Source organism: Streptomyces sp. NBC_00568 (genome assembly GCF_026341855.1).
Lineage (GTDB): Bacteria > Actinomycetota > Actinomycetes > Streptomycetales > Streptomycetaceae > Streptomyces.
Genome location: NZ_JAPENW010000001.1, coordinates 6489128 through 6512964 on the forward strand (window position 1 = coordinate 6489128; position 23837 = coordinate 6512964).

General features: G+C 71.7%; 18 protein-coding genes. 8 read left to right on the forward strand and 10 right to left on the reverse strand.

Going from position 1 to position 23837, the window contains the following annotated elements; genetic code table 11:
- The first annotated feature begins 62 nt into the window (after nt 1-62).
- Nucleotides 63-857: a metal-dependent hydrolase gene (locus OOK38_RS28310; protein WP_266755896.1), complete on the forward strand. Its 795-nt coding sequence runs from the start codon at nt 63-65 to the stop codon at nt 855-857.
- A gap of 284 nt (nt 858-1141) precedes the next feature.
- On the opposite strand, the gene OOK38_RS28315 is transcribed toward OOK38_RS28310, so the two are convergent.
- The 4 genes from OOK38_RS28315 to OOK38_RS28330 all read right to left on the reverse strand — a co-directional run bounded on the left by OOK38_RS28315 (nt 1142) and on the right by OOK38_RS28330 (nt 6221).
- Complete coding sequence (locus tag OOK38_RS28315; RefSeq protein ID WP_266755895.1) at nt 1142-1417, reverse strand: type B 50S ribosomal protein L31; 276 nt, start codon at nt 1415-1417, stop codon at nt 1142-1144.
- Between the two features lie 36 nt (nt 1418-1453).
- A complete protein-coding gene (locus tag OOK38_RS28320) occupies nt 1454-1924 on the reverse strand; it encodes a DUF5709 domain-containing protein (protein ID WP_266755894.1) in 471 nt (156 codons plus the stop codon).
- Nucleotides 1925-2529: 605 nt separating this feature from the next.
- The gene (locus OOK38_RS28325) at nt 2530-4359 is read right to left on the reverse strand and encodes an ABC transporter ATP-binding protein (protein ID WP_266755893.1); all 1830 of its coding nucleotides are present in this window, start codon (nt 4357-4359) and stop codon (nt 2530-2532) included.
- A complete protein-coding gene (locus tag OOK38_RS28330; RefSeq protein WP_266755892.1) occupies nt 4356-6221 on the reverse strand; it encodes an ABC transporter ATP-binding protein in 1866 nt (621 codons plus the stop codon). The genes OOK38_RS28325 and OOK38_RS28330 overlap by 4 nt, the downstream gene beginning before the upstream one ends.
- Nucleotides 6222-6441: 220 nt before the next feature.
- On the opposite strand from OOK38_RS28330, the gene OOK38_RS28335 reads away from it, so the two are divergent.
- Both OOK38_RS28335 and OOK38_RS28340 read left to right on the forward strand, forming a co-directional pair.
- A complete protein-coding gene (locus tag OOK38_RS28335; protein ID WP_266755891.1) occupies nt 6442-7185 on the forward strand; it encodes a L,D-transpeptidase family protein in 744 nt (247 codons plus the stop codon).
- A gap of 96 nt (nt 7186-7281) precedes the next feature.
- Nucleotides 7282-8925 carry a peptide-N4-asparagine amidase gene (locus OOK38_RS28340; RefSeq protein ID WP_266755890.1) on the forward strand — a complete coding sequence of 548 codons (1644 nt, stop codon included), beginning with the start codon at nt 7282-7284 and terminating at the stop codon, nt 8923-8925.
- Nucleotides 8926-9108: 183 nt separating this feature from the next.
- Here OOK38_RS28340 and OOK38_RS28345 read toward each other — a convergent pair whose 3' ends face one another.
- Both OOK38_RS28345 and OOK38_RS28350 read right to left on the reverse strand, forming a co-directional pair.
- Nucleotides 9109-12048 carry an FAD-binding and (Fe-S)-binding domain-containing protein gene (locus OOK38_RS28345; protein ID WP_266848890.1) on the reverse strand — a complete coding sequence of 980 codons (2940 nt, stop codon included), beginning with the start codon at nt 12046-12048 and terminating at the stop codon, nt 9109-9111.
- Between the two features lie 112 nt (nt 12049-12160).
- Entirely contained in the window at nt 12161-12616 is a 456-nt protein-coding gene (locus OOK38_RS28350; protein WP_266755888.1) for a MarR family winged helix-turn-helix transcriptional regulator, read from the reverse strand.
- 114 nt (nt 12617-12730) lie between these two features.
- Here OOK38_RS28350 and OOK38_RS28355 point away from each other — a divergent pair, with 114 nt between their 5' ends.
- Both OOK38_RS28355 and mltG read left to right on the forward strand, forming a co-directional pair.
- Nucleotides 12731-14530, forward strand: a complete 1800-nt coding sequence (locus OOK38_RS28355; protein ID WP_266848892.1) for an ABC transporter ATP-binding protein — start codon at nt 12731-12733, stop codon at nt 14528-14530.
- A gap of 44 nt (nt 14531-14574) precedes the next feature.
- On the forward strand, nt 14575-15546 hold the full coding sequence (gene mltG, locus OOK38_RS28360) for an endolytic transglycosylase MltG (RefSeq protein WP_266848894.1): 972 nt from the start codon (nt 14575-14577) through the stop codon (nt 15544-15546).
- 15 nt (nt 15547-15561) lie between these two features.
- On the opposite strand, the gene OOK38_RS28365 is transcribed toward mltG, so the two are convergent.
- A complete protein-coding gene (locus OOK38_RS28365; protein ID WP_266848896.1) occupies nt 15562-16650 on the reverse strand; it encodes an NAD(P)-binding domain-containing protein in 1089 nt (362 codons plus the stop codon).
- 233 nt (nt 16651-16883) lie between these two features.
- On the opposite strand from OOK38_RS28365, the gene OOK38_RS28370 reads away from it, so the two are divergent.
- A complete protein-coding gene (locus OOK38_RS28370; RefSeq protein WP_266848898.1) occupies nt 16884-17306 on the forward strand; it encodes a secondary thiamine-phosphate synthase enzyme YjbQ in 423 nt (140 codons plus the stop codon).
- Between the two features lie 100 nt (nt 17307-17406).
- Here the strand turns inward: OOK38_RS28370 and OOK38_RS28375 are convergent, their stop codons facing one another.
- Nucleotides 17407-18147, reverse strand: a complete 741-nt coding sequence (locus OOK38_RS28375) for a class I SAM-dependent methyltransferase (protein WP_266848899.1) — start codon at nt 18145-18147, stop codon at nt 17407-17409.
- A gap of 167 nt (nt 18148-18314) precedes the next feature.
- Here OOK38_RS28375 and OOK38_RS28380 point away from each other — a divergent pair, with 167 nt between their 5' ends.
- A complete protein-coding gene (locus OOK38_RS28380) occupies nt 18315-19382 on the forward strand; it encodes a glycerophosphodiester phosphodiesterase family protein (RefSeq protein ID WP_266755882.1) in 1068 nt (355 codons plus the stop codon).
- 93 nt (nt 19383-19475) lie between these two features.
- On the opposite strand, the gene OOK38_RS28385 is transcribed toward OOK38_RS28380, so the two are convergent.
- Nucleotides 19476-21098, reverse strand: a complete 1623-nt coding sequence (locus OOK38_RS28385) for a SpoIIE family protein phosphatase (RefSeq protein ID WP_266849381.1) — start codon at nt 21096-21098, stop codon at nt 19476-19478.
- Nucleotides 21099-21289: 191 nt separating this feature from the next.
- The gene (locus OOK38_RS28390; RefSeq protein ID WP_266755881.1) at nt 21290-21970 is read right to left on the reverse strand and encodes a class I SAM-dependent methyltransferase; all 681 of its coding nucleotides are present in this window, start codon (nt 21968-21970) and stop codon (nt 21290-21292) included.
- 625 nt (nt 21971-22595) lie between these two features.
- On the opposite strand from OOK38_RS28390, the gene OOK38_RS28395 reads away from it, so the two are divergent.
- Complete coding sequence (locus OOK38_RS28395) at nt 22596-23660, forward strand: NAD(+)/NADH kinase (protein WP_266848901.1); 1065 nt, start codon at nt 22596-22598, stop codon at nt 23658-23660.
- The last annotated feature ends 177 nt before the right edge of the window (nt 23661-23837 follow it).

Genomic DNA, 23837 nt, shown 5'->3' on the forward strand with positions numbered 1-23837 from the left:
GACGCGTCAGCGTGCACGGGCAACTGGACAGCTGCACAAGAGGAATAGGGCGGAATACGGCCATGATGGGACCAGCACACTCACTGTCGGGGGCCGCGGCCTGGCTCGGCGTCGGAGCGGCCGCCGCCGCGGCCGGTCACACCATGCCCTGGCCGGTTCTGCTGGTCGGCGCGCTGATCTGCGCCGGTGCCGCTCTCGCCCCGGACCTGGACCACAAGGCCGCCACCATCTCGCGCGCCTTCGGACCGGTGTCACGAAGCCTGTGCGAGATCGTCGACAAACTCTCCTACGCCGTCTACAAGGGCACCAGGAAGCCGGGCGACCCCCGGCGCTCCGGCGGTCACCGCACGCTGACGCACACCTGGCTGTGGGCCGTGATGATCGGCGCGGGCACCGCTGTGCTGGCGATAACCGGCGGCCGCTGGGCGGTCCTGGCCATCCTCTTCGTGCACATGGTCCTCGCCATCGAAGGACTGCTGTGGCGGGCCGCACGCGGTTCCAGCAGCGATGTCCTGGTCTGGCTGCTCGCGGCGACGAGCGCGTGGATCCTCGCCGGCATCCTGGACAAGCCGGGCAATGGCGCGGACTGGCTGTTCACGGCGCCGGGCCAGGAGTACCTGTGGCTCGGCCTGCCGATCATCCTCGGCGCCCTGGTGCACGACATCGGGGACGCGCTGACAGTGTCCGGCTGCCCGATCCTGTGGCCCATCCCGGTCGGCCGCAAGCGCTGGTACCCGATCGGCCCGCCCAAGGCGATGCGCTTCCGCGCGGGCAGCTGGGTCGAGCTCAAGGTGCTGATGCCGGTGTTCATGCTGCTGGGCGGCGTGGGCTGCGCGGCCGCGCTGAACTTCATCTGAGGCCGTCTCCTCCCCGGGGACTCCGACGCCCGGCGTCACCGGCAAGGGCCTGGCGTGCCGGCTCGGCATCGATGGCCCGGCGTCCCGGTATCGGGCGGCCCCTGCCTGCGGCGGCCGTGGGCGGCGGGAGCGGCGGTTCGGCCACCGACGCGAGATCGGTGCAGACGGCCTCACGCACCTCGTCCTCGGCCGACGTCGGCGCCTCGGCGGGCAGCCGCTTCAGCCCTGGACGTCGGGCTGGGCAGGGGGGACGTCATTCGCTCAGGAGAGGGCACCCGTCCCGCTCAGGCGTTCTCCGCCGCGTCCGACCCCGGCTCCCCGCCTCCGTATCGCCGCTCGAACTGGGCGATGCGGCCCTCGGAGTCCACCGTGCGGGCCTTGCCCGTGTAGAACGGGTGGCTCTCCGAGGAGATCTCGACGTCCACGACGGGGTAGGTCTCGCCGTCGTCCCAGTCGATGGTCCGCTCGCTCGTCGCGGTGGAGCGCGTGAGGAAGGCGTAGCCGGCGGTGCGGTCGCGGAAGACCACGGGGTGGTAGTCGGGCTGCTTGTCCTGCTGCATGGGTGCTCCTTGGGGGAGGGGCGGGCCGGGCGCCGGTCAGCCGGACACGGCGTCCTCGTCGACGATGTGCATCGCGGCCTCCTCGGCCGAGGCCGCGGCGCCGTCGATGCCGATGTCCGTGGCGATGAGCCCGCTCTCCTCGTCCTCGTGCGCGCCTTCGTTCGGGGCGACCAGACGGCCCGAGCGGAGGGCACCCACCTCGTTGTCGAGGGGCTCTCCGTCGGTGCCCTGGCAGTCGCCGATGCCGTCTCCGTCGGGTTCGGCGACATCGGGCAGTTCCTCGGCGAGGCGCTGGTCCAGGGTCTCGCCCGCCTGGCGCTCCGAGGCGGTCACCCCGCGATTCTCCACCGCCCATGGCCGCTCCGGCGGGGACCAGCCACGGTCCAGTGGGTCACTGACGCCGTCGGCGACCAGTGTGTCCTCGCCGTCGAGCAGCCCCGCGTCGTCCTGTACCTCGGATCCGTCGGGCTGGTAGACGTCGTCTCCCCATCCGTCGGCGCTGTTCACGGCTACCTCCAGGGGGTGCGGACGGGACCGGTGCCGCCGTACTCGACGACGGGCCCGCGGGCCACAGGACACCGGCGTCGCCCCGAGCGAACCGGGTGGTTCCCGGGAGTCCCCGAGCGGGTGTCCACGTCCAGGGTTCCACCCCCCTTCGCCACCGCGCAACGCCACAGGGGTCGACCAGCAGTGCCACAAGGGCCGACGTCCGGCCGCGCGGGCCTCTTGCGGGCTGCGCGGAGGACCGGTGCGACCCGGCTCCCGGCGGGACCGCGACCCGGCTCCCGGCGAGAAGCCGGACGCAAGCGGCCGGAGCCCACTGCCGGCCTCCGGTCCGCATCGGCCCACTCCGGGGAGGGGCGGCGAGCGGCGGGACGAGAGCGGCGCGGGGCACCCGGCGGGCGGGTCCGCGCCGCTCCGGTCCACCGTGCGGCGGGAGCGGACCGGCGCGTCGGCCGCCGGGCCGGGCACGGCCCGGCCGGTGCCCTTCGCGCACCCGTGCCCTTCGCGCACCCGTGCCCTTCGCGCACCCGTGCCCTTCGCGCACCCGTGCCCTTCGCTCACCGGTGCCCTCCGCTCGCCTGTGCCCTCCGCTCACCCGTGCCCTCCGCTCACCCGTGCCAGGACCTCCAGAGCGCCGCGTACGCGCCGTCCGCCGCGACCAGTTGGTCGTGGCTGCCGAGTTCGCTGATGCGGCCGTTCTCGACGACGGCGATGACGTCCGCGTCATGGGCGGTGTGGAGGCGGTGGGCGATGGCGACGACGGTGCGTCCGTCGAGGACCCGGGCCAGCGAGCGTTCCAGATGGCGGGCCGCCCGCGGGTCCAGGAGCGAGGTCGCCTCGTCCAGGACCAGGGTGTGCGGGTCGGCCAGCACCAGCCGGGCCAACGCGATCTGCTGGGCCTGGGCCGGAGTTAGCGCGAACCCGCCCGAGCCGACCTCGGTGTCCAGGCCGTCGTCCAGTGCCCGCGCCCAGCTGTCCGCGTCGACCGCTCCGAGAGCCGCCCACAACCGGGCGTCGATCGCGTGGACCGGAGCCTCGGCCGGCGTCTCCTCGTCCGCGCCGTGCCGGGCGTGCGGGACGGCGAGCAGCAGGTTGTCGCGCAGGGAGCCCACGAAGACGTGGTGTTCCTGGTTGACCAGGGCCACATGCGAGCGGACCTTCTCGGCGGGCATCCGGGACAGTTCGGCGCCGCCGAGCGTGATCCGGCCGTCCCGGGGTGCGTAGATCCCGGCGAGCAGCCTGCCCAGCGTGGACTTGCCCGCGCCGGACGGGCCGACCAGGGCGAGCCGGGTGCCGGGCGCGACCGCCAGGGAGACCTCGCGCAGTACGTCCACGCCCTCGCGGTAGCCGAAGTGCACCCGGTCCGCGTGGACGTCGCGTCCCTCCGGCGCCACCGCCGGATCGCCGGTGGCCGGCTCGATGTCCCGGACGCCGACCAGCCGCGCCAGCGAGACCTGGGCGACCTGCAGTTCGTCGTACCAGCGCAGGATCAGGCCCACCGGGTCGACGAGCATCTGCGCGATCAGCGCACCCGTCGTCAGCTGGCCCACGCCGATCCAGCCCTGGAGGGCGAGGAACCCGCCGATCATCAGGACCGAGCAGAGCACCGTCACATGCGTGATGTTGACGACCGGGAAGAGGACCGACCGCAGCCAGAGCGTGTACCGCTCCCATGCCGTCCACTCCTGGACCCGGCGGTCCGACAGCTCGATGCGGCGCTTGCTGAGGCGGTGCGACTCGACGGTGCGGCCGGCGTCGACCGTCTCTGCCAGGACGGCGGCGACGGCGGCGTAGCCGGCGGCCTCCGAGCGATAGGCGGACGGTGCGCGCTTGAAGTACCAGCGGCACCCCACCACCAGCAGCGGCACGGCGACCAGCACGGCGGGGGCGAGCGCCGGGGCGGTCACGGTGAGCCCGGCGAGCAGCAGCGCCACCCACACCACACCGATGGCCAGCTGCGGCACGGCCTCGCGCATGGCGTTGGCGAGCCGGTCGATGTCGGTGGTGATGCGGGACAGCAGGTCGCCCGTCCCCGCCCGCTCCAGTACCCCGGGCGGCAGCCCGACCGACCGCACGAGGAAGTCCTCGCGCAGATCGGCCAGCATGCGCTCGCCGAGCATCGCGCCGCGCAGCCGCACCTGCCGGACGAACACGGCCTGGATGACCAGCGCGATGACGAACAGGGCGGCGGTGGCCTCCAGATGGAGTTCGCGCGCGTGGTCCGAGACCCGTTCGACGACCGAGCCCAGCAGATAGGGCCCGGCCATCGAGGCCACGACGGCCACGGTGTTGACGGCGACCAGGAGCAGGAAGGCCCTGCGGTGCCGTTGGAACAGTTCGGTCACGTAAGCGCGTACGGTCTCGGGCGCGCCGACGGGCAGTGTGTTCGCCGCCGTCGGGGCGGCCGGGTCGTACGCCGGTGGCGCCACGCCGATCATGCGGTCTCCTCGATTTCTTCCAGTACGCCGTCCAGAACGGCCTCGTCGTCCACCGTCACGCCGCCGAGAGCGGCCTGTGCCGCGGCCTCGGCGGCCTCCTCCTCGGTCTCGCGTGTCACCACGGCCCGGTAACGCGGCTCGTCGCGCACCAGATCGCGGTGCACGCCGACCGCGACGACCTCGCCGTCGTCGACCAGGACGACCCGGTCGGCCTGGTCCAGGAGCAGCGGTGAGGAGGTGAGGACCACGGTGGTGCGCCCGGCGCGCAGCGAGCGCACCCCATCGGCGATCCGGGCCTCGGTGTGGGAGTCGACCGCGGACGTCGGCTCGTCCAGGACGAGCACCTCCGGGTCCGTGATCAGCGACCGGGCCAGCGCGAGCCGCTGACGCTGACCGCCGGACAGGGAGCGCCCGCGTTCGGTGATGCGGGCGTCCATCGGGTCCTCGGCGTCCAGCGAGCCCTGCGCGAGCGCGTCCAGCACGTCGCCGCACTGCGCGGCGGCCAGCGCCGCGTCGGCGCTCACGAGACCCGACGCGGGTACGTCGAGCAGTTCGCGCAGTGAGCCGGACAGCAGCACAGGGTCCTTGTCCTGGACGAGGACCGCGGTGCGGGCGGAGTCCAGCGGCAGGTCGTCCAGCGGTACGCCCCCGAGGACCACCGAGCTGCTCCGCGGCACGCCCCCGACGAGCACCTCGGCGCCCCGCTCGGAGGCATGGCCGCCCAGCCGCTCGGCCAGCAGCCCCGCCGCGTCCGGGTCGCCGCACACCACGGCGGTGAACCGCCCCGCGGGAGCGAGCAGCCCGGTCACGGGGTCGTACAGATCGCCGGACGGGTCCTCGGCGGCACGCGAGCCGTCGCTGTCCATGGCCCGTTCCAGGGACAGCACCCTGGCGGCCCGCCGGGCCGACGGACGCGAGAAGGAATAGGCCATGGCAATTTCCTCGAAATGCCGCAAAGGGTAGGTGAGCAGCATGACCGCGCTGTACACGGTGACCAGTTCGCCGACCGTGATCCGGCCGTCGCGGGCCAGCTGCACACCACGCCAGACGACGGCGATCATCAGCAGACCGGGCAGCAGCACCTGGATCGCCGAGATCAGCGACCACATGCGGGCGCTGCGCACGGCGGCCCGGCGGACCTCCTGGGAGGCGCGGCGGTAGCGGTCGAGGAAGAGTTCCTCGCCGCCGATGCCGCGCAGCACCCGCAGGCCGGCGACCGTGTCGGAGGCCAGCTCGGTGGCGCGGCCCGCCTTCTCCCGCTGGAAGTCGGCGCGCCGGGTGGCGCGGGGCAGCAGCGGCAGCACGGCGACCGCCAGCACGGGCACGCCCACGGCGACGATCACGCCGAGCGCCGGTTGATAGACGACCAGGCCGACGCAGACCAGGACCACGGTCACGGCCGCCGCCGTGAACCGCGACATGCCCTCCACGAACCAGCCGATCTTCTCGACGTCGCCGGTGGAGACCGCCACCACCTCGCCCGCCGCCACACGCCGCGTCAGGGCGGAGCCCAGCTGCGCGGTTCTGCGGGCCAGCAGCTGTTGCACGCGCGCTGCCGCGGTGATCCAGTTGGTGACCGCCGCGCGGTGCAGCATGGCTTCGCCCAGGGCGATGCACGCGCCGCACAGCACCATCAGGGCGCCGGTCAGGGCGAGCCGGGTGCCGGAGTGATCGATGACGGCCTGGACGGCCAGACCCACACAGAACGGCAGTACGGAGACGGCCACGAAGTGCAGCAGGCCCCAGGCGAGGGCCTTGAGCTGACCGCCGAGCTGATTGCGCCCGAGCCACCACAGGAAGCGGGGACCTGAGCGCGTGTCCGGCACGCCCGGGTCGGGATACGGAAGGTCTTGGATCTGCATGACATCCCAGTGGCTCGTGTCAAGGGGTGGAGGGAGCCGCGGATTTCGGCAACCTTCCGGCCGTGGGGGCCGGTAGCAAACCGTGAAAGGTTCGCGTCGCAACGTGGTCGGTAGCAAACGATTTTCCGGGCAGGGGGAAGGAATCGGCCCCACCGGACCCGGTCGGCCGGGACGGGGGGAGCGGGCGATTCGTCCGAGACGTGGTGCGAGGATGGGCGGCATGCGAAAGAACGGTGCGATGCGTACGGGGCTCGCGGCAGGGGTCTGCGGGGTCGTCGCGGTCACTCTGTCGGCCTGCGGTGGCTCGGCGGGCGGGAGCGGGACGAACGGGCACGCGGGATCGGGTGGCGCGGCGGCCCGTACGAGCGCGCCCGCGGCCGATCCGAAGCGCATCCCCGATGTGGGTGACAAGCTCCAGCGGAAGATCCCGTCCGAGTCCCGTCAGGTCCTCGCGGTCTACGGCGAGGGCAAGGATTCCGCGAAGTCCACCGTGGTGCTGTACACGAAGTCGGGCACGACCTGGAAGAAGACCCGCAGCTGGGCCGCGCACAACGGGAAGAAGGGCTGGACCACCGACCATCACGAGGGCGACAAGCGCAGCCCGGTCGGTGTGTTCACGCTCAGCGACGCCGGTGGTGTGCTCGACGACCCGGGCGCCCGGCTCCCGTACACGCAGTCGGGGGGCTTCCAGGCTCCGCACTACTGGGCGAAGTCGCACTGGCACGACTTCGACTACGTGATCGCCATCGACTACAACCGCCTCAAGGGCAATCCGCCGGACGACCCGACCCGCCCGTGGGGCGACGAGAAGGGCGGCGGTATCTGGCTGCACATGGACCACGGCAGCGGCACGTCGGCGTGCGTGAGCCTGTCCAAGCCGGCCATGGAGTACCTGCTGCGCACGCTCGACCCGGATCAGCATCCGGTCATCGTCATGGGGGACAAGGCGGACCTGAAGGCCTGACCCCTCCCGCCGGGGCTCCGCCGTTTCGCCACTCCAGCGCGCCGGGGCTCCGGGGCACCATTGCGGACGGCTCAACCGCCCCGTAGAACACCGCACATGAGTAGACCGGTCATCATGTCCATGCTCGCCGGAGTGATCCTCGTGGCGGGTGCCCTCCTCGGGGCGGGCGCGGCCCCGGCGGCCCCCGCGTCCGTCGCGGCTCAGGGGTCCGGCGTACCCGCCGTCGCTCGATCCCTCGACGTGCCCGCCGAGTTCGGCAACGACTGGCACGACCCCGTCACCGCTTCCCCGCCCGTCGGCAGGCCCGCCGGAACCTCCTGCGAAGTGACCCTCGCCGAGGCGCAGTTCCGTGACTTCACGCCCTACAAGGGCACCTACACCCCGCCGAAGGGCTGCGGCGACCGCTGGAGCAAGGTCGTGCTCCGGCTCGAAGGCAAGGTCAAGGGGCGCCAGTTCGACCGCCTCGGGTATCTGCGCGTCGGCGGGGTGGAGATCCTCCGTACGTCCACCCCGGAGCCGTCGCCCGACGGGATCGCATGGTCCGTCGAGAAGGACGCGACGCGCTACAGCGACACGTTCCGGCGGAGCCGCGACGTCGAGATGCTCATCGGGAACGTCGTCGACGACACGTACACGGGCGTCCTCGACGTCAGGGCCACGCTGACGTTCCATGCGGGCAGGCCCGCCGCGACCCCCGACCGTGTCCTGACCCTCCAGGACGGCACCCTGACCACCCCGCGCAACAGCGAGCGGGTGATCGCCGAGGTGTACGCGACCGGGTCCGGCGGCGGCTGCGAGGAGTACTGGTACCTCACGGTCCCGGACGAGGCCCCGTACTCCTGCAAGGCGGACAACGGCCCCTACCGCGAGGTGCAGATCAGTGTCGACGGCCAACTCGCCGGAATCGCCGAGCCGTTCCCGACGGTGTGGACCGGCGGCTGGTCCAACCCCTTCCTCTGGTACGTGATTCCGGGGCCCCGTGCGTTCGACGTCAAGCCCGTCGAGTACGACCTGACCCCGTTCGCCGGTCTGCTCAACGACGGGCGTCCGCACCGGATCGACGTCTCGGTCGTGGGCGTCCCCGAGGGGCAGTCCGGCTGGAGCGTGCCGGTCAACGTGCTCGTCTGGCAGGACGCGCGGCGCGCCCACGTGGGCGGTGCACTCACCCGCGCCGATGCGGGCGACCTCGCCAACTCCTCGACGTACAAGCCTGGTCCGGAGAGCCGGCTCGACACCGAGGGAGGGCACCGTCTGACGGTCGCCGGATACCTCGACACCTCGCACGGCCGGGTGCGGACGACCGTCAGCCGCACCCTCGCGCACACCTCCGTGCACCGCTGGACCGAGGGCGAGATCACGGACGGCCTCGAGGCGAGGTGGACCGACGACGAGAGGGTCACCGTCGACGGACGCGGCCCCGCCGTGACGACGTACACCCGGCGCACGTACACGATGGACGGCACGACGACCCTCGGCGCGGACGACCGGCTGCGGACCGTGCTGACGCTCGGCGACCGGGCCGCCGTGGCCGAGTCGTCGGCGGGCCGGCGCACCGCGTGGTCACGGCTCGAGGACACCTACACGGGCGACGCGACGTACACGGCGAACGTGCCGCGCGACCAGCGTCACGCGGTCGCCACGACGAGCGAGCGCTATCGCCTGTACGGGTCGGCGGGTTGCTACGACCGCTCCCTCGTCACCGTGCAGGGGGCGTTGACGGAGGATCGCACCGGCTGCTGAGGCGGGCGCCGACGGGCCGCGGTTCCCCGGGGCCCGTCGGCGCTGGCGAGGCCGGACGGCGGACGCGGGACGCCCCTCCACGGCGTGCGCCGTCCGTATCCCGTGTCCGGCGTCCGGCGGGGCAGCGTGCGTAGGGGCGGTGTGGCAACGTGCGGAGGGGCGGTGTCCGGAGGGGCGGCCGGGTCACCCGGACCGGCCCTCCGCCACGGGACGGGTCGCGTGTTCGAGCGCCAGCAGGGCGGAGTAGTAGCCGCGGCCCGTCGCGTGATCCATGCCCACCTCGCACATACGGTTCGCCGACAGATGCGCGTCGAAGTCGCGGGAGGTCACGAACGCCGCCTCCTCGCGGGTGGCCGACTCGGTGAGTTCCGGGTGGAGCATGCCGCGGTCGCCCGCGAAGGCGCAGCACCCGGCGTCGTCGGGCACCACCACCTCGTCGGCGCACGCCTCGGCCACCGCACGCAGCTGTGCCTCGTCGCCCAAGTGCCGCATGGAGCAGGTCGGGTGGAGCACGGCGGAGCCGAGGGTGCGGTGCACGGTGAGGTGGGGGAGGAGCTCCTCGGCGGCCCACACCAGCGAGTCGACGACCGTCAGCCCGGCGTGCAACTCCCGGTTGTCGGCGGTCAGATACGGAACGACCTCCCGCGCGATGCCGAGCGTGCAGGACGAGGCGTCCACGACGAGCGGCAGTCTGCCGCCGGCGGTCCAGCCCCAGGCCGCCTCGACGACGCGATTGGCCATCACGGCGTTGCCCGCGTCGTACCCCTTGGAGTGCCAGATCGTCGCGCAGCAGGTGCCCTTCACGTCGTCCGGGATCCAGACCGGCTTTCCCGCTCGCTCCGAGACCGCGACGACGGCCCGCGCGAGCGACACGTCTCCGGGGCCGGCGAAGATGCGGTTGACGCAGGCCGGGTAGTAGACGGCGACGGCCCCCACGCGCGCTGTGGAGGGCATGGCGGAGGTGGCGGCTCCCGGCATCCGCGGCAGCCATTCGGGCACGAGGTCCGGGCGTACGACCCTGCGCGCCGCGCGCGTGACGGCGGTGATCCGCCGGCTGCCGATCCGGTCCGCGGCCGCGACGGCCAGCCGGGCCGAGACCTCGAGGGCGCGGAAGTGCCGCGCGGCCAGCGCGGCGACCTTCTCCTCGCGCGGCGAGTGCCGGGCGTGCCGGAACTCCTTCATCAGGGCGCCGGTGTCGATGCCGACCGGGCAGGCGAGCTTGCAGGTCGAGTCGCCCGCGCAGGTGTCCACGGCGTCGTATCCGTACGCCTCCAGGAGGCCCTTCTCGACCGCGGAGTTGCCGGGCTGGCGCATCATCTCGCGGCGCAGCACGATCCGTTGGCGCGGTGTGGTCGTCAGGTCCTGGCTGGGGCAGGTCGGTTCGCAGAAGCCGCACTCGATGCAGGGGTCGGCGATGGCCTCGACCCGCGGGATCGTCTTCAGGCCCCGCACGTGCGCCCGCGGATCACGGTCGAGCACGATGCGCGGCGCGAGCACTCCGTCGGGATCGATCAGCCGTTTGGTGCGCCACATCAACTCCGTCGCCCCGGCGCCCCATTCGAGTTCCAGGAAGGGCGCGATATTGCGTCCGGTGGCGTGCTCGGCCTTCAGCGATCCGTCGAAGCGCTCGACGGTGAGCCGGCAGAACTCGTCCATGAAGGCGGCATAGCGCTCCACATCCGCCGGCTCGGACGCGTCGAAGGCCAGCAGGAAGTGCAGATTGCCGTGGGCGGCGTGGCCCGCGACGGCGGCGTCGAAGCCGTGCCGGGTCTGGAGTTCCAACAGCGCCTCGCAGGCCTCGGCGAGCCGTTCGGGAGGCACCGCGAAGTCCTCCGTGATCAACGTCGTGCCGGACGGACGGGCACCGCCGACCGCCGTGACGAACGCCTTGCGGGCCTTCCAGTAGCCGGCGACGATCCGCTGGTCGCGGGTGAAGGAGTTCGCCACCGAGGACACGGGGGACACCAGGGGGAGCCCCTCCAGCAGCGCGCGGGCCCTCTCCTCGTACGCGTCCTGCGTGGCCTCGTCCGGAGCGCGGAACTCGACGAGCAGTGCGGTCGTCGGGCCGGGGAGTCCCGCCCAGTCCGCGGGTACGCCCTCGACGCTCACCGAGGCGCGCAGCGTGTTGCCGTCCATCAGCTCGACGGCGGAGGCGCCCGCTGCCGTGAACAGGGGCACGGCGGCGGCCGCGGCCGGCAGCGAGCCGAAGAAGAGCAGCGCGGCGGAGACCCGTCGTTCCAGCGGCAGCGTGTCGAAGACGACCTCCGAGATGAAGCCGAAGGTGCCCTCCGAGCCGACCATCAGACCGCGCAGGATCTCGACGGGCGTCGAGCCGTCGAGGAAGGCGTCCAGGCGGTAGCCGTTGGTGTTCTTGATCGCGTATTTGGCGCGGACGCGGGCGACGAGCCCGGCGTCGGACTCGATCTCCGCCTTGAGCTCCATGAGCCCGGCGCACAGGGCCGGTTCGGCGCGCGCGAGCCGTTCGTCGGCGTCCGGCTCCGCCGTGTCCACGACCGTGCCGGTGGGCAGGACGAAGGTGAGCGACGCGAGCGTGCGGTACGAGTTGCGGGTGGTGCCCGCCGTCATGCCGGAGGCGTTGTTCGCGACCACGCCGCCGACCGTGCAGGCGATCGCGCTGGCCGGATCGGGACCGAGCACGCGCCCGTGCCGGGCGAGCGCGGCGTTGGCGCGCGCGACGGTCGTGCCCGGGGCGATACGGGCCCGCGCTCCGCCGTCCAGGACCTCGACGCCCGTCCAGTGCCGGCGTACGTCGACGAGGATGTCCTCGCCCTGTGCCTGGCCGTTGAGCGAGGTCCCCGCCGCGCGGAACACCACCTCGCGGCCCTTGCCGTGCGCGTACGAGAGCACGGCCGAGACGTCGTCGATGTCCTCGGGGACCACGACGACCCGCGGCACGAAACGGTAAGGGCTGGCGTCGGAGGCGTAGCGCACGAGGTCGGAGATCCCGGTCAGCACCTTGTCGGCGCCGAGCAGCGCGATCAGGTCACCGCGCAGTGGCTCAGGGGTGCCCCCGGCCCGGTCCTCGGGGACCCGGTCGGCCGCCGGGGCCTCGCGGTGTCCGTCGGGGCGCAGTGCGTCGGGGTCGGGCTCCAGCAGAGGCATCGCGCACCCTCCCTCTCGGGCTCATCGAGCGGCGCGCTCCCGTGCTCGGCCGGTCCGGCGGCGGTGTTCCGCTCCGGGCGGCCTCAGCGGCGGAGTTCCGTCCTGAACCGTCTCAGCAACGGTGTTCCGCCCTCGGCATGCCGTCCACCAAGGTGTCCAGCAGCCCGCCGAGCACCTCGCGCTGCTCGTCCGTCAATGGAGCCAGGATCTCCTCCGCGGCGCCGCGGCGCGCGGCGCGCAGTTCGCGCAGCGCCTTGCGTCCCTCGTCCGTGACCTCGATACGGATCACCCGGCGGTTGGTGGGGTCGGGGGCCCGGCGCACCCTGCCGCTCGCCTCCAGGCCGTCGACCAGCGTGGTCACGGCGCGCGGCACCACTTCGAGGCGCTCCGCGAGATCGGCCATGCGGGGCGGTGAGCTGTAGTGCGCGAGCGTGCGCAGCAGCCGTGACTGGGCGGGTGTGATGCCCAGCTCGCGCTGCTCCAGATGGCGCTTCTGGATGCGGTGCACGCGGCGCGTCAGGCGCAGCAACTGCTCGGCGAGCAGACCGTCGGCATCGAGGGTGGTCATGCGGGAACAATATCAGGATGCCGTTCATTGTGAGTATAGGTAACAATGAGCTAGGCTCCGTCAGTCGTCGGAACCTCACTGATGTCCCCGTCGTCCCATTTCACTAGGAGTCCATTGCGTCCCGACCAGTCAACCTGGAGCCCGCCACCTGTCGACAAGGAACAGCCTCGGCAGGTGCGCCGCATCCTCAGTCTCTTCCGGCCCTACCGCGGCCGCCTCGCGATCGTCGGCCTGCTGGTGGGTGCCGCGTCCCTCGTGTCCGTCGCCACGCCCTTCCTGCTGAAGGCGATCCTGGACACCGCGATCCCCCAAGGCCGTACGGGTCTGCTGACCCTGCTCGCGCTCGGCATGATCCTCAGCGCCGTCCTGAGCGGCGTCTTCGGCGTCCTGCAGACGCTGATCTCCACGACCGTCGGCCAGCGCGTGATGCACGATCTGCGCACAGCGGTCTACGGCCGCCTCCAGCGCATGTCGCTGGCCTTCTTCACCAGGACGCGCACGGGTGAGGTCCAGTCGCGCATCGCCAACGACATCGGCGGCATGCAGGCGACCGTCACCTCCACCGCCACCTCGCTGGTCTCCAACCTCACCAGTGTGGTCGCCACGATCGTCGCGATGATCGCCCTGGACTGGCGCCTGACCGTCGTCTCCCTGCTCCTGCTGCCGGTGTTCGTGTGGATCAGCCGCCGGGTCGGCAACGAACGCAGGAAGATCACCACGCAGCGCCAGAAGCAGATGGCGGCGATGGCCGCCACCGTCACCGAATCGCTCTCCGTCAGCGGCATCCTGCTCGGGCGCACCATGGGCCGGGCCGACTCGCTCACGAAATCCTTCGCGGAGGAGTCCGAGGGCCTCGTCGACCTCGAGGTGAGGTCGAACATGGCGGGACGCTGGCGCATGTCCGTCATCGGCATCGTCATGGCCGCCATGCCCGCCGTCATCTACTGGACCGCGGGCGTCGCCCTCCAGCTCGGCGGCCCCTCCATCTCGATCGGCACGCTCGTCGCCTTCGTCTCGCTCCAGCAGGGCCTGTTCCGGCCGACGGTCAGCCTGCTGTCCACCGGTGTGCAGATCCAGACCTCGCTCGCGCTGTTCCAGCGCATCTTCGAGTACCTCGACCTGCCCATCGACATCACCGAACCCGAGAGCCCCGTCCACCTCGACCAGGTCAAGGGCGAGATCCGCTTCGAGGACGTCGAGTTCCGCTACGACGACAAGGGTGCCCCGATCCTCGACGGCATCGACATCACCGTCCCGGCAGGCGGCAGCCTCGCCGTCGTCGGACCGACCGGCTCCGGCAAGTCCACACTCAGCTATCTGGTGCCGCGGCTGTACGACGTCACGGACGGGCGCGTGACCCTCGACGGGGTCGACGTCCGCGACCTCGACTTCGACACCCTCGCGCGCGCGGTCGGCGTCGTCTCCCAGGAGACGTACCTCTTCCACGCCTCGGTCGCCGAGAACCTGCGCTTCGCCAAGCCGGACGCCACCGACGAGGAGCTGCACGCGGCGGCGCGGGCGGCCCAGATCCACGACCACATCACCTCGCTGCCCGACGGGTACGACACGGTCGTCGGCGAGCGCGGCCACCGGTTCTCCGGGGGCGAGAAGCAGCGCCTCGCCATCGCCCGCACGATCCTGCGCGACCCGCCCGTGCTCATCCTCGACGAGGCGACCAGCGCCCTGGACACCCGTACGGAGCACGCCGTCCAGGAGGCCATCGACGCCCTGTCGGCCAACCGCACCACGCTCACCATCGCGCACCGGCTGTCCACGATCCGGGGCGCCGACCAGATCGTGGTCCTGGACTCGGGCCGCGCGGTCGAGCGCGGCACGCACGAGGAACTCCTGGCGCAGGAGGGGCGCTACGCCGCCCTGGTGCACCGGGACGCCCAACTGGAGCCGACAAGATGACGATATGCCGGGTTTGTGTGCTTTAGCGGGTTACCGTGCCCGTTATGCAGATGAACACTCCGCCACCGAGCACGATTCGACTGACGCGCCGGGGCCGGGTCGCCCTCATCGCGACCGGAGCCGTCGTGGCGGCCACCGCCGTGGCGGTGCCGCTGCTGAGCATGGGAAACGAGGACGCGCCCCCGACGTCGCTCGTCATTCCGGAGGGCTGGCGCTCCGGCCAGGTCTACGCGGCCGTCGACAAGGCCCTCCGGGTGCCCGCGGGCACCACCAAGAAGTCCCTCGTCAAAGCCGCCCTCAAGCTCCCGAACGACGCCCAGGGCAACCCCGAGGGCTATCTCTTCCCGGCGACGTATCCGCTCGGCGAGAAGACGACCCCGGAGTCGCTCCTGACGTTCATGGTCAGCACCGCGAACAAGAAGTTCAACGGAGCGCCGATCGCGGCGGGCGCGCAGCGCAACGCGATGAACGTCTATCAGGCGGTCACCATCGCGAGCATCGTGCAGGCGGAGGCGGCGACCAAGGCGGACATGGGCAAGGTGGCCCGGGTCGTCTTCAACCGCCTGGAGCGCGGTATGCCGTTGCAGATGGACTCCACCATCAACTACGCGCTGAACCGCTCCACCCTGAGCACCAGCCAGGACGACACGAGGATCAACAGCCCCTACAACTCGTACCAGCGCATGGGCCTGCCGCCCACACCGATCGCCAATCCCGGTGAGGAGGCGATGCGTGTAGCGATCAACCCGCCCCCGGGCGACTGGCTGTACTTCGTCACGGTCAAACCGGGCGACACGCGCTTCACGGCGAGCTACGAGGAGCACCAGCGCAACGTCGCCGAGTTCAACCGGAACCACCACAGCGCGTCCCCCACGGCGGCCGCTTCCACCGCGACTGCTCCTACTGCAACTGCTCCGACCGCTGCTGCTCCCACCGCTGCTGCTCCCACGGCTGCTGTTCCCACCGCGGTTGCCCCGACCGCGGTTGCTCCCACCGCGGCCTCTCCCGCGCGTTGAGCACCGCGTGGGGCATCACGCGGCGACCGGCGCGCCCGCCAGCAGCCGTCTGATGTCCCGTACGGCGGCCCGTCCGGCCCGGTTGGCGCCGATGGTGCTCGCGGACGGTCCGTAGCCCACCAGGTGGATCCGCGGATCGGCGACCACACGTGTCCCCTCGACGCGGATGCCACCACCCCGCTCGCGCAGCCGCAGCGGCGCCAGATGGTCGATGGCGGCCCGGAAACCGGTCGCCCACAGGATCACGTCGGCGTCCACGCGCCGCCCGTCCGCCCACACCACGCCGTCCGGGGTGATCCGGTCGAACATCGGCCGCCGCTCCAGCACGCCGTCGGCCAGCGCCTGCCGGATCGCGTCGTTCAGCGGCAGCCCGGTGACCGAGACGACGCTCCGGGGCGGAAGTCCCTGGCGGACCCGCTCCTCGACGAGCGCGACGGCGGACCGGCCGAACTCCTCGGTGAAGGGGCCCTCACGGAAGACCGGGGCGCTCCGCGTGACCCAGGTGGTCGTGGCGGCGTGCGAGGCGATCTCCATCAGATGCTGGGTGCCGGAAGCGCCGCCGCCCACGACGACCACGCGCTGCCCGGCGAACTCCTCGGGGCCCGGATACTGCGCCGTGTGCAACTGCCGCCCGCGGAAGGTCTCCTGGCCCGGATAGCGGGGCCAGAACGGGCGGTCCCAGGTGCCCGTCGCGTTGATCAGGGACCGGGTCGTCCATGTACCGTCGCCGGTCTCCACTAGCAGGCGTCCGTCGGGTCCCTCCCGGACGGCCCTGACATCGACCGGCCTGCGTACCCGCAGCTCGAAGGCGCGCTCGTAGGCGTCGAAGTACTCCGAGACGACCTCGGACGACGGGCGGGCCGGGTCGGCGTCCGTGAGTTCCATACCGGGCAGGGCGTGCATCCCGTGCACCTTGCCGTACGTCAGCGAAGGCCAGCGGAACTGCCAGGCGCCGCCGGGGCGCGGCGCGTGGTCGAGGACGACGAAGTCCCGTCCGGGCTCGAAGCCGGTGCGCCGCAGGTGAAAGGCGGCGGCCAGACCGGCCTGTCCGGCGCCGATGACGACCACATCGACCTCACGCGCGCGTACCTCTGTGTTGTTCACGCTTCTACCAACCGGACCGGTCTCCGGGATCTTCCCGCCGGGCGCCCGACTGTGAGCCACCCGACGGGCTCGCGTCGCGGCCACCCGCGACCGGCCGGCCCCGCGGTCCCTGTCACCGCCGGTCAGGATCCGGCCCAGCTGCGAGCGCGACCGGCGAGATGTACGGGTCCCGCATCCCTCCGCGCGGCTTCTGGATCACGTGCGGAATCCGTCGTATGGGAGAGGATTGAGGCATGTCCGATGCCTTCACCACGCACGTCCTGAACATCGCCTCCGGTTCGTCGGAGGCGATCGTCGACCTCACCCGCGACTGCGAGGCCTTCCTCCGCGAGGTCGCGGCGGGCCGTGACGGTCTCCTGAACGTCTTCGTACCCCACGCCACCGCCGGAATCGCCATCATCGAAACGGGCGCGGGCAGCGACGACGACCTCCTCACCGCGCTGCACTCCCTGCTCCCCGCGGACGACCGCTGGCAACACCGTCACGGCAGCCCCGGTCACGGCCGTGACCACGTCCTCCCCGCCATCGTCCCGCCGCACGCGACCCTGCCCGTGGTCGACGGGAGCCTGGAGCTGGGGACGTGGCAGTCGGTGTGCCTCGTGGACACGAACCGGGACAACCCTCACCGTGAGGTTCGCTTGTCGTTCCTCGGCTAGCCCGGGCGCGGCCGGGACTGCGGAGCCCTTCCCGGCGTCAGGCCGGCTTGCGCCACCCTCAGCCCGGCTTACGCCCCCCTCAGGCCGGCTTACGCCCCCCTCAGGCCGGCTTGCGCCACACGGAGATGTGCTTCGCGGAGTCCTGGGTGAACGGCGCCCCGTCCCAGTCCGCGACGCGCCGTTCCGGTTCGAGCCCCGCGATCCGTGCCATCAGGTCGAGTTCCGCCGGCCACGCGTACCGGTGCCGGGAGGCGTCGCGGCGATAGCGGCCGTCGTCGCCGTCGCGGGTGAGGTGGTGCGAGACGAGGATCTGCTCGACCAGGTCGAAGGTGTCGAAGCCGAGGTGCCCCTCGGAGACGTCGAACGGGACCGCGACCTGCCCGGGAGGCAGGAACCGCAGCGGCGGAACACCCAGTTCGATGACGAACCGGCCGCCAGGCGCCAGATGGCGTGCCGCGTTGCGGAAGCACTCGACCTGTTCGTCCTGCGTGAGCAGGTTCGTGATCGTGTTGTAGACGAGATAGACCAAGGTGAACTCGCCGGGGACGACGGTCGTGGCCATGTCCCCGATGGCGACCGGGAGCGTGTCCTCGTCCAGCTTGTGCCGCAGGACCGCCACCATGTGCTCGGACAGTTCGATGCCCACCACCGGCACGCCACGTTCCCGTAGCGGGACGGCCACGCGTCCGGTTCCGATCGCGAACTCAAGTGCCCGGCCGTCTCCGGCGAGTTCGGCGAGGAAGGTGAGAGCCGGCCCGAGAACGGCGGGCGAGGAGTTCTCGGTCTCCTCGGCGTCGTAGCGGTCGGCGGTCGCACGGGTCCACAGTTCGCTGCTCGTCATGGGAGGCCACTGTGGCGGGTGAGACGGGCCCTGTCGACGCGTTTACGCTCCGGCTCCGAGCACACCCCGTCCCATCCGTCGGCTGTCACGGGACAGCGCGTTGGCATCCGCCGGGCACCCGAACCGACACGCGCGACAACGCGGGTACCTACACGAGTGAGGTTTTGATGTCCCCTCGGAGTTTCCTCGTCGCCCTGGCCCTGTTACCGATGCTCGCCTCCCCGGCGATCGCTCGGGCGACACCGGCCGATCGCTCCGGAGTGCCGCTCCACAGAACCCCCTTCGATCTGCAGGCGCACCGCGGTGGCATCGGTATGACGACCGAGGAGTCCCTGGCCGGGTTCGGCAAGGCGATGCGCCTCGGGGTGTCCACCCTGGAGCTGGACACCCAGATCACCGAGGACCGCAAGGTCGTCGTCAACCACGACCGGCAGGTCAGCGCCCAGAAGTGCCGTGACACCGCTCCCGTCACGCCGGGGGACCCGATGTACCCGTACGTCGGGAAGTACATCAAGGATCTGACTCTGGCTCAGATCAAGACGATGGACTGCGGCTACCAGCAGTTGCCCGGCTTCCCCGAGCAGGAGATCGTCAAAGGCTTCAGGATGGTCGAGCTCAAGGACGTCCTGAATCTGGTCAAGAGCTACCGGGCCAGGAAGATCACCCTCAACATCGAGACGAAGGTCGAGGCCGGCGCACCCGAACAGACGGCGCCGCGCGGGCTGTTCGTACGCCGGGTGTACGAGGAGATCCACGCCTCGGGCATCGAGCGCCAGGTCACGATCCAGTCCTTCGACTGGGGCGCGCTCAAGGAGATGCACCGGCTCGCTCCCAAGTGGCCGCTCGTGGCGCTCACCAACTACGACTTCCTCCAGGTCGGTCAGCCGGGTGCCTCGCCGTGGCTGGGCGGGATCGACGCGGACGACTACGACGGCGACTTCGTGAGGGCCGCCGCCACCGTCCCCGGTGTCAGGGCCCTCTCGCCCAACTACGGCTTCCCGCGGAGCGGCAAGGTCGGCGACCCGGGCTTCCGTTTCTATCCGGACGCGTCGATGGTCTCCGAGGCCCATGTCCGAGGCCTGAAGGTCGTCCCCTGGACCTGTGACGACCCGGCCACCGTCGAGGCGCTCATGGACCTGGGCGTCGACGGCATCATCACCAACTACCCCGACCGCGTACGGCAGATCATGGCCGAGCGCGGCATGCGCCTCCCCAGGGCCTACCGGCCGCACTGACACTGACACCGGATGTCGTACGGGCCACCGGGCACGCCGGGTAGGGGAGAGGCGGGAGAGGCGGCCCCACCGGCTGCCGGTGGGTCGGTGCGGCTACTTCGCCGGGATCTTCTGCTCGAACCAGACGACCTTGCCGCTGCTCAGCCTCGTCGCTCCCCAGCGCAGGGCGAGTTGATTGACCAGGAACAGGCCACGGCCGCCCTCGTCCCCGAGGTCGGCGTGGCGCATCCGGGGCACCTGGGGCGAGTCGTCGGTCACCTCGCAGCGCAGCACATCGGTGCGCAACAGCCGCAGCGAGAGGGGCCGCGAGGCGAAGCGCACGGCGTTCGTCACGACCTCGCTGACCATGAGTTCCGTAGGGTCGATCAGCGACTCGAGTCCCCAGCGGCGCAGGGCCCTGCGGGTCAGCCGGCGCGCCTGTCCCGCGGTCATCGGGTGCGGGGCGAGGTACCAGTACCCGACACTGTCGGGCGGGAAGCCCTCGAACCGGGCGGTGAGCAGGGCGATGTCGTCGTCCCGGGTGCCCGGGGTCAGGGTGCCCAGTACGTGATCGCACAGCACTTCCAGCGAGGCGAGCCCCCGGGCGGTGCCCTGCAGCCGGACCCGGAGCGCCTCGACACCGCTTCCGATGTCCGTGTCGCGGGACTCGACGAGTCCGTCGGTGTACAGCACCAGGGTCGCCCCGGTGGGCGCGGCCATCTCCACCGATTCGAAGACGACGCCGCCGACGCCGATCGGAGCACCGGGCGGGACGGCCAGCACCTCGGCGCGGCCGTCCTCGTGCAGCAGCACCGCGGGCGGGTGACCCGCGTTCGCCATCAGCAGGCGGTGCGAAATCGGGTCGTAGATCGCGTAGAGGCAGGTCGCGATGTGGTCGCTGCCCAGTCGCTGGGCCTGCTCGTCGAGGTGGTGCAGGACCTCGTCGGGCGGCAGATCGAGTCCGGCGAGGGTCTGCACGATGGTGCGCAGCTGGCCCATGATCGCGGCGGAGGTCATCGAGTGGCCCATGACGTCGCCGACGATCAGGGCGACGCGGTTGCCGGGGAGCGGGATCGCGTCGTACCAGTCGCCGCCGACCTGGGCGGTCTTCGAGGCGGGCAGGTAGCGGCTGGCCAGCCGGACGCCGGTCGGCTCGGGCAGCGACGACGGGAGCATGGTGTGCTGGAGGGTGTCCGCCACGGCTGCCTCGTGGCCGTACATCACGGCCTTCTGGACCCCGAGCGCGGTGTGCGTCGCGAGCTGCGAGGCGACGAGCAGGTCGTCGCCGGTGAAGACGGGGCGGTCCGTCCCGCGGAGCAGGACGACCGTGCCCATGACGTGGTGGCGGCCCTGCAACGGCGCGATGATCAGGCGGTGGCCCGGTGGCGGCTTCACCGGTGGGTCCGCCCCCGCTCCGAGCAGTTCGGCGACCGCGGGCGCGTTGCCCGGCGCGTCACCGAACGCGGGCCGCCCGTCCCGCAGCAGTTGCGCGAGCCGGCCGCCGCCGGCCGGTTCGACCCGCTCGGCGACCTCGGGGAGCGGCGGCGCGGGCGGAGCCCCGTCGGGGTGCGGCGCCGGCGGGGACGCCCGGTCCGCGCTGTGCAGCTGGAGGACGACGGGTGCCGCCGACTGCTCCGTGCCCAACGGCAGCGGATCGTCGAGGTGGATGAATATCGCGTCCGCGAACGCGGGCACGGCCGCCTGCCGCAGTTCCCGGAGCGTCTCGTCCAGATCCATCCCGCGGGCGATCCGGCGCGTCGCGACATCGAGGTACCGAAGACGGTCCGTCTGCGGCACGGCGTCGTCGGTCACCGCGGCAGGTGCGGCGAGGCCCTGCGGCGGGGTGTCATCGTGGGGGGTGTGGTGCTCGGTCACGCGTTCTGTCCCGTCCAGTGGGTGGCGCGGTCCGCGGCTCGGACCGGGCCTCCTCAGTCACACCTTCTGCAGCAGAGGAAGACCTGTTCCTCGGGCGGGACGTCGGCCACCGCGGGGGCGTACGTGTACGAGGTCTCCTTGACGATCTCGAAGCCCGCCGCCTCGATGACCTTGTGCAGGTCCTCCCGCAGGTAGCCGGAGACCCTGATCGTGTTCCCGAGGAACGGGATCGAGAAGTCGTCCACATCGGCCTCGACCATCGAGAGGACGAACAGGCCCTCGGGAGCGAGCAGATGACGGACGGTCCGCAGGGCGAGGGGAATCTCCGCGCGCGGCAGCATCAGCAGCGAGAAGAAGGCGGCGACGGCGTCGAAGCGGCCGAGGTCGCGCGGGCCTCCTGGCCGCAGGTCGGCGAGGTCCAGCTGGTGGAACGTCGCGTCCGGGACGTATTCGCTCGCGAGCTTCACCATGCCGCCGGAGAGGTCGACGCCCACGACCTCGAACCCGGCGTCCGTCATCTGGCGCGCGGTCGGCACTCCCGTGCCGCAGCCGAGATCCAGGACCCGCGATCCCTCGGGCAGCGATCCGATCAGCCACTCACCCGCGGCGACCTGGCCCTCCTTGTGGGGAAAGGCCTCGTCGTAGCGGTCACCGATGGCGTCGAAGGCCTCGGCCTGGCCGCTGCGGTCGAGCCGGATGCTCTCGTAATCAGTCTCGTGATTGCTGTTGATCACGAAAGGAACCTTTCATGGGGCCTGTCGGATTATTTCATAATGTGGATGAAAGCGGCCATGACGGGATCTCCGAGCCTTATCGGTCGCTCAGGAGACGTCAATTCGAGACGATAGTCGTTCAGCGTTCGGCGAGATGCCCAAGTGTCCGAAATTGCTCGGTCCGCGGGAGAGTTCCGGCCCGGGCATCCGCCCGTGACCGCTGCCTGAACTCGCCCTGGCCGTAGGGATGTTGGCGCATCCGATCGATGATGACACGGCCGGAATCCGTCCGGGCGGCACGGGTGGCCGGGGCGAACCTCCGGGGCAACTCGCCGCCGTGATCGGGGAAACGGCGAAGTCGCCGCCCTCTGGGCGGAGTTGGCTCCCGGACGGTGGCGCGCCCCACTCATCCGCTCCGGGTCCGGACGCGACGTACGCGCCAGGGGTACGACGACCACCGCCCCGCCCGGCGGGTATCCCCACCCGGTCCTGACAGGGCAGGCCGGCCCGCCTCGCCGTACCGGAACGCCGCATTCGTGGAAGGATCGTGTTCAGTCCCGGGTCCGAGCTCGGCAGGGGCCGCCACGGTCCGCCCGTCCAAGGCCCCGGGCCTGCGGTACGTGCTCGCGTGGACCCGGAGGTTGCTGTGCCCGTACACCGCGTCGGACTGGTCGTCCATCAGGGGCGGAGCGCGGCCCGCGACGTCGCCCGCGCCGTACACGCCTGGTGCGACGCGCGAGACATCCGGTGCACCGATATCGACGTCTGGGCCAAGGACCAGCGGCGTCGCGGCGGGCGGGCGGAGGCGGAGGCGGCCGGCAACCCGGACCTCGTCGTCACCCTCGGCGGCGACGGCACCTTTCTGCGCGGTGCCCGGATCGCCGTCAAGAGCGGCGCGAACGTGCTGGGCGTCGACCTCGGCAAGGTCGGGTTCCTCACCGAGGTACCGGCGGCCGACGTGACGCGGGCGCTGCAGGCTGTCCACGATGGACAAGCCACCGTCGAGGAACGCATGACGCTGACCATGCGCGCCTCCCGAGCCCTGGAGATCCCCGAGGGCATGGAGGCCCTGCTCCAGTACGGACGGGGTGCCGGGCTGCCGCCGCCGCAGGTCAGAGCCGAGACGACGGAGGGGGACGGCTGGGGGGTGGCCCTGGACGTCACGGCTCTGAACGACGTCGTCCTGGAAAAGCTGGCCCGGGACCGCCAGGTCAGCGTCGGCGTCTATCTCGCGGGACAGCGGCTCGCCTCCTACTCGGCCGACGCCTTCGCCGTCGCCACCCCCACCGGGTCGACCGCCTACAGCTTCGCCGCCGGCGGCCCCGTGCTCTCCCCGCACATGGACGCCGTCGTCTTCACGCCGATCGCGCCGCACATGACCTTCAACCGCAGCGTGGTCGCCGCTCCGGACGAGCCCGTCGCCCTGCGAGTGCTGCCCCACTCCGGCCAGGCCGCGGTCAGCATCGACGGACAGCTGCGCGGCGTACTCGACCCGGGCGACTGGATCGGTGTCTTCCGGGCTCCGCAGCGGGTGTGCCTCATCCGGCTGGGGCCCACCGACTTCTACGGCCGGCTGCGCGACCGCTTCCGCCTCACGGACGCTCCCGCCACGGCGGCCGACGGCGAGCCCGCCCCCTTCTTCCGCCCCGACTCCCCGATCCCCCCGGACCTCGCCGAGCTGCGCCTGCCGCCTCCTTCGGCGGCTCGCTGACAGAAGGCCGCCGAACGGGCCGCCACACGGCGCGATGCGGAGACAGACGTACGACTCCCGCGCGCGACACGGCATCCCCGAGCGGAACGGGACGTATCCGCTCGTCTTCACCGGTTGACCGATACGGATGGCGATCACGTCGTTACAGTTCTTCCGTGAGCCAGTCGGAGCGCGACA